At 43.9% G+C, this 5,658-nt stretch carries 4 protein-coding genes and 2 pseudogenes; 5 read left to right on the top strand and 1 reads right to left on the bottom strand.

Features of this window, described 5'->3' with window-relative positions; all coding sequences use genetic code 11:
• The first annotated feature begins 172 nt into the window (after positions 1-172).
• Genes CHL76_RS17240 through CHL76_RS16565 form a run of 3 tightly spaced genes read left to right on the top strand, consistent with a single transcriptional unit; the run spans position 173 to position 2,200 of the window.
• Positions 173-511: a hypothetical protein gene (locus CHL76_RS17240; protein ID WP_094909169.1), complete on the top strand. Its 339-nt coding sequence runs from the start codon at positions 173-175 to the stop codon at positions 509-511.
• Positions 504-1,370 (top strand): carbohydrate ABC transporter permease, encoded by an 867-nt coding sequence (locus CHL76_RS16570; RefSeq protein ID WP_233133501.1) that lies wholly within the window; start codon positions 504-506, stop codon positions 1,368-1,370. Before CHL76_RS17240 ends, CHL76_RS16570 begins: the two co-directional genes overlap by 8 nt.
• A complete protein-coding gene (locus CHL76_RS16565) occupies positions 1,370-2,200 on the top strand; it encodes a carbohydrate ABC transporter permease (RefSeq protein ID WP_094909168.1) in 831 nt (276 codons plus the stop codon). The genes CHL76_RS16570 and CHL76_RS16565 overlap by 1 nt, the downstream gene beginning before the upstream one ends.
• 235 nt (positions 2,201-2,435) lie before the next feature.
• Here CHL76_RS16565 and CHL76_RS16560 read toward each other — a convergent pair whose 3' ends face one another.
• Complete coding sequence (locus tag CHL76_RS16560) at positions 2,436-3,281, bottom strand: AraC family transcriptional regulator (RefSeq protein ID WP_158219221.1); 846 nt, start codon at positions 3,279-3,281, stop codon at positions 2,436-2,438.
• 107 nt (positions 3,282-3,388) lie between these two features.
• Between CHL76_RS16560 and CHL76_RS16555 the strand changes: the two are divergent.
• Positions 3,389-4,319, top strand: a pseudogene (locus CHL76_RS16555) (DMT family transporter).
• 223 nt (positions 4,320-4,542) lie between these two features.
• Positions 4,543-5,658 (top strand): annotated as a pseudogene (locus CHL76_RS16550) (IS3 family transposase); the annotation flags it as partial.

The following is a 5,658-nucleotide window of genomic DNA, read 5'->3' as shown; positions in this document are numbered from 1 at the left end:
GATGCAGGAGGAATATGATACGGTAGACATGAGGCAGAATCCTTTCTCGATGGTGTTTTGGTCGATGTCATCGTACCGTATCAACGGGGATTCTGTCTCTTTTTTATTGATAATGGAAATAATTGTTAATAAACCCGCAACATAAAAGTTTGTAAGAAAAGATGATGCTTATGTGGCGATTTATTCCGATAGAAGATTAGTACCTTTAGAAGAAAACGCAACTGCTTACCGAGAAATACGATTTTATGGTAAAGAACAACATCTGGTTATTAAATGTTCATCTCGTCAAGAAATTGGTGAGTTTGAAACATTCAAAGCTAGTCTTCAAGACGCTTTTCTAAGCCATAGTTATAATGAGTTTGCCTTTGAAGATTTTCAACATGGATATTTGAAATTAACCAAAAATGATGAGTTTTTTATCAACGATCAACTAAAAGAATATAATTCTAACAATGCTATTTCCTACACTGAGTTGAATATCGGTAGTGGAAGGGATGTAGAAATTGATTAAAAATCGGAATGCAGCATGGGCCTTAGCATTCGTTGGCGCTAATATCATACTCTTTTTAATTTTCTTTTTGGGCCCAGCACTACTGGGACTCTATTATTCCTTTACCGATTATTCCGGTATTAGCGCCTCGTTTATTGGTCTAGAAAACTATATTGAACTATTTCAGGATTCCAGTTTTTATGGAGCACTATTTAGAACGATCGTTTACGCTGGCATAGGCGTCCCTCTGATTTATAGCGTATCTTTAGGAGTATCTTTGCTATTAACAAGTTCGAAAACAAGAGGAAAAGGATTAGCGAAGATTGCTTTTTTCTTTCCGTGGTTGATTTCACCTATTATTGCTGGTGTCATATGGCGCTGGCTCTTTGGAGAAAGTTTTGGATTTGTAAATTTCATTCTCGGTAGTCTGGGTTTGGGATCGGTGCCTTGGTCTTCCAACGGAATAATGGCTTTTGTCGTACTGTTCTTTGCAACGGTTTGGATTGGTACTGCGTTCAATATGCTTCTTTTTATGAGTGCCCTAGTGAATATTCCGAAAACATATTATGACGCGGCAATGATTGATGGAGCAAATACGATACAAAAATTTTGGCACATCACCTTGCCAGCATTAAGGCCTACTTCGTTTATGGTCGTACTGTTATCCGTGTTTAACTTAATGAAAGAATTTCCATTAATTCAATCACTGACGGACGGAGGACCAGGCTCCGATACTACCTTATTAGTGCAGTATATTTACGAAACAGGTTTTAACCAGTTAAATATTGGCTACGCTAGCGCAGCTTCGATGATTTTGTTTGTTTTATTGATGAGTTTTGCTTTATTACGACTTCGCGGCGAAAAAAGGTGGGAAAACTAATGTTTAAATTTAAAGAGAATCAATCCTCGGCTTTTCTCACTATATTAATGTACATTATGGTCATATTGTTTCTATTTCCCATACTATGGTTACTATTAAGTTCGTTTAAACCCGGTGGAGAATTATTTGATTATCCTTTAAGCTTCTTACCAGAAAATCCGACAGTAGAAAATTATGAGTATGCCTGGACGACGATGAATTTTGTTCGTTACTTTCTCAATACAAGTATTGTCACCGTAGTAACAACTTTGCTCACGATTCTGGCCAGTGCTTCATGTGGATTTGCGTTAGCAAAATATCGATATAAGTGGCTTGCTGTTTTCTTCATATGTATTTTGGCTACAACAATGCTTCCGACCGAAGTTATCATGAATCCCACATTCACAGTCATTCAATCTCTAAACCAATATGACAGTTTAGCGGGCTTGATTATACCTTCTATTAGTACAGCTACAGGTATATTTATGTTTCGGCAATTCTTCTTAAGTGTCCCTGACGACTTATTGGAATCCGCTAGAATTGATGGAGCTAGTGAAGGCAGAATATTTTTCCGATTAATGCTTCCAATAGCAAAACCAATCATGATCACCCTAGCCATTTTCTCGTTCCAATGGCGTTGGAACGACTATATATGGCCTTTAATTGTTATAAGTAGTCCTGAAAATTATACTCTGCAGATCGCTCTTAGAAATATCGTCGGAGCTGACAGTATTAATTGGCCATTGCTGTTATCTGCTTCGGTTATTTCAATCCTGCCAATGGTTGTTTTATTCTTTATATTTCAACGTTACATTATGGACAGCCAAGCTACATCTGGCTTAAAAGATTAAATAAGTTATAAACAAAACTTTAACAGGCGGCTGGTTATCATCTTAGCCGCCTGTTTTTTGATATTGTTTTAATTTAAGAATATTACTAATAATTATTGGCATCCAATCATTTCCTCCAAATACGAGAACTGCTTGTTATATTGAGTGTGATTCATTAACTTCCGATAATCTATTCTATGTTCATTTGAAAACTTATCTACTTATAACAACTTGCTTCTGCGATAAGCCAGGGGCGTCATATGCTTATGCCGACGAAAGGTTCGATAAAGTGGCTGGCACTAGAAAAACCAACCTGGAAGGCAATATCGGTGACTGAAGTCTTCGATGCCTGAAGCAACTCCATGCTTTTCTGAAGGCGGTACTCCTTTACATAACTCATCGGGGTCGTTTGCAGGATTCGTTGAAAATACCGGCAACATTCCGATCGACTTAAGGATCCAGCCTGGGCAATATCTTCCAAACGAAGGCTCTCCGCATAATGCCTTTGAATCCATCCAAGCATCTGCTTCATCGCTTGTTCTTCGCGTTCCTGGGCTGGATGATACGTTAAGATCGGCTCGTGCCCAATCGTGTGCCGCCATACGTTATTCAGGACGGTAAACGCCTGAAGTTCAAAATGGAAAGGCTTTTCCTCTAACAGATGCTGGAGCGATAACAGCGACCTCATGATGGTTTTGCCCCAAAGGGACTCCGCCGGAATCCGAATCCAGGAGAAATTTGTTGCGGTGATAAAAGGGGTGAGATAGGTCTCATGCAACGCCTCTGGTATTAAAAACGAAGGATCCACATTAATACACAGATACTCACTAGGAAGGACGCCATGATGGGCTGCATGCAGGCGCCCGCTATTGATAAATAAGGCCTCTCCCTGTTTCACCGTGCATGAATCGTTATTGATGTAGAATTCAGCTTCTCCTTGGAGCATCACCACCCATTGCACTTCGTCGTGCCAATGCCACGGGAGACGACCATCCACCAGTGCATGAAAGGCAGTGAGGTAGTACTGGACGGGAAGCGCGCCCGACCGTTGCTCCGTTATTTCCTGAAACTGCTGGTTGATAGCAATGGTGTTTTGACCCACAGACATCTCTCCTCAATCATGTAATATTTTTCTATACTATCATGGTATAAACCAACGGTCTTGATCCGTAGACTAGCAATATCACGATAGATAGGGAGCGAATAACCATGTTGAAAGCAAAACATAAGGGGTTATGGTTGGTTACGATAGGGGCTACCTTCTGGGGATTAGGGGGCACGGTTTCCCAAAAGCTGTTTCAGGATTTTCATTTGGAGGTCGGCTGGCTGGTCGCCGTACGTCTGCTCCTTTCCGGCATCAGTTTATTACTTCTCCAGAGAAGACTCGGGGAGCGGGCGCAAATCATTCGAATATGACAACGACCTTCCACAGCTTTGGCTGTTTTGGTTTTTGGTATCCTGGGAATGCTAGTCGTCCAATATACGTACATGGCTTCCATTGCAGATGGAAACGCGGCTGTAGCCACGCTGCTCCAGTATCTTTCTCCCGCGTTTATCATGATGTATCTGCTTCTGCGGCGACAAACGGCCTTTACCCGTCAGGAGGCGTGGACGTTAACCCTGGCTCACGCCGGCTGCTTTTTGTTATTAACCAACGGTTCCCTGCAGCAATTTCAGCTGCCCGTCTCCGCCGTCGTATGGGGCACGTTGTCCGGCATCGCTCTCGCATTTTATACCCTTTACGCGGTCGGTCTGCTGCAGCGATTTGCTTCACTGGTCGTGGTTGGGTGGGGGATGGTGATTGGCGGAGGCGTCTTAAGCTTTTGGCATCCCGTCTGGCGTGCTTTTCCGGAGACCCTGACCCTGGAAGGTTATCTGTACCTTCTCTTTGTGATCGTTGGGGGCACCATGATCGCTTTCTGGTTTTACATTGCCAGTTTGAATTACCTGGAGGCCAAAGCCACCAGTTTGTTAGGTTGCCTGGAACCCCTGGCAAGCGGTTTTAGCTATCGTGCTGTGGCATCAGGAGCCGTTTGGAGAATTCCAGTGGATGGGAGCAGCCTGTATTCTTGCGATGGTTGTTTTTCTGGCCCTGTTTCCACCTTCTTCGTCTCCGACCTCGAGGCCGACTCATGAGTAAGGATTGACGAAAAAATAAGCTATTTTGTCCTTAAGTACAAGGCCTAAAACCAAAAATGAAGGTATCAGCCGCTCCCGATAAGCGCAATGATGTTGAGTGAAAAGGCACTAAATAAAAGCTCCGAAAATTTTCGGAAGTTTAGAGTGACCCCATAATATGAGACAGGAAAAAACACCCCCAACGTCGTATGTAGTATTAACGATGATCTGGAGGTGTTTTTTTGATGGGAACCAATCGATTTTATCCGGAAGATGTGAAGCGCGAAGTCATTCGCTTGAAATTGGAGGGGCAAACCTCCAACCAGGAACTCATGAAGCAGTTTGGGATTAAAAATGAATCCCAGATTAAAACATGGGTCCGGTGGTATAAACAGGGAGCCTTCCACCGCCTGGCCCAGCCGCCGGGAAAACAATATATCTTCGGTAAAGGGCCTGACGAGGAAACAGAAATCGAGCAGCTGCGAAAGAAAGTGGCGTATTACGAAATGAGAGATGATCTGATGGGAAAGGCCAATGCCATCGAAAGGACGTGGTTCCGGAAGTCACCGTCGAAGTGATGGAGACGAATAAACATCTCTATGCCGTGCAGGCGATGTGTAATGCCTTCGGCATTTCATGGGCCACCTACTACCGGTGGAAAAAACGTTCCCGTGAGATTCCTGCCCTCCACCAAATCATTATGGATCTCTGCTGACGGTATCGCTATTGGCTGGGCCACCGCAAGGTGGCGGCTCTTCTCCGAAAAGACCACGGGATCAGGGTCAATCGGAAAACCGCCCAACGCGTGATGCAGAAGTATCAGCTCCAATGCCAGGCCAAGCCGAAGAAACGGACCCAGCCGACGGGAGAAACCCCTCAGACGGTGCCGAACCTCCTTCAGCAGGAATTTACAGCTGATCGTCCCAACCAAAACTGGGTTACGGACATTACGTACCTGCCGTATGGAGAGAAGATGTGGTATTTATCTACGATCATGGATGTATACAATAATGAATTAGTCGCGTATCAGCTACGGGATACGCAAGAGACGAGTCTGGTGCTTGATACGCTGGAAGCGGCCTGTCGGGGCCGGGAGACCTACGGTCTCCTCCTGCACAGTGATCAGGGCTCCCAGTATACCTCGCGCGCGTTTCAGCAGGCAGCCAAAGAAAAAGGCATTATCACAAGCATGTCCCGGAAAGGAAACTGCTTTGATAATGCCATGATCGAATCCTTCCATTCCTCGCTAAAGTCGGAAGAATTCAGCATCCGCGTACGGATGCCCCTTACATCTTCTATTATAGTCGAAAAAGTCGATTCGTACATGTATTATTACAATTACATACGACCATTTACCAAAT

Origin of the sequence: Marinococcus halophilus (assembly GCF_002265875.1) — a bacterium.
GTDB classification, from domain to species: domain Bacteria; phylum Bacillota; class Bacilli; order Bacillales; family Marinococcaceae; genus Marinococcus; species Marinococcus halophilus.
The sequence above is the reverse complement of the archived record's forward strand: the minus strand, read 5'-3'. Positions and strand labels throughout refer to the sequence as shown.

Coding starts and splice junctions, on each gene's coding strand:
- CHL76_RS16565 (WP_094909168.1), top strand. CDS start 1,370: ATGTTTAAATTTAAAGAGAATCAATCCTCGGCTTTTCTCACTATATTA.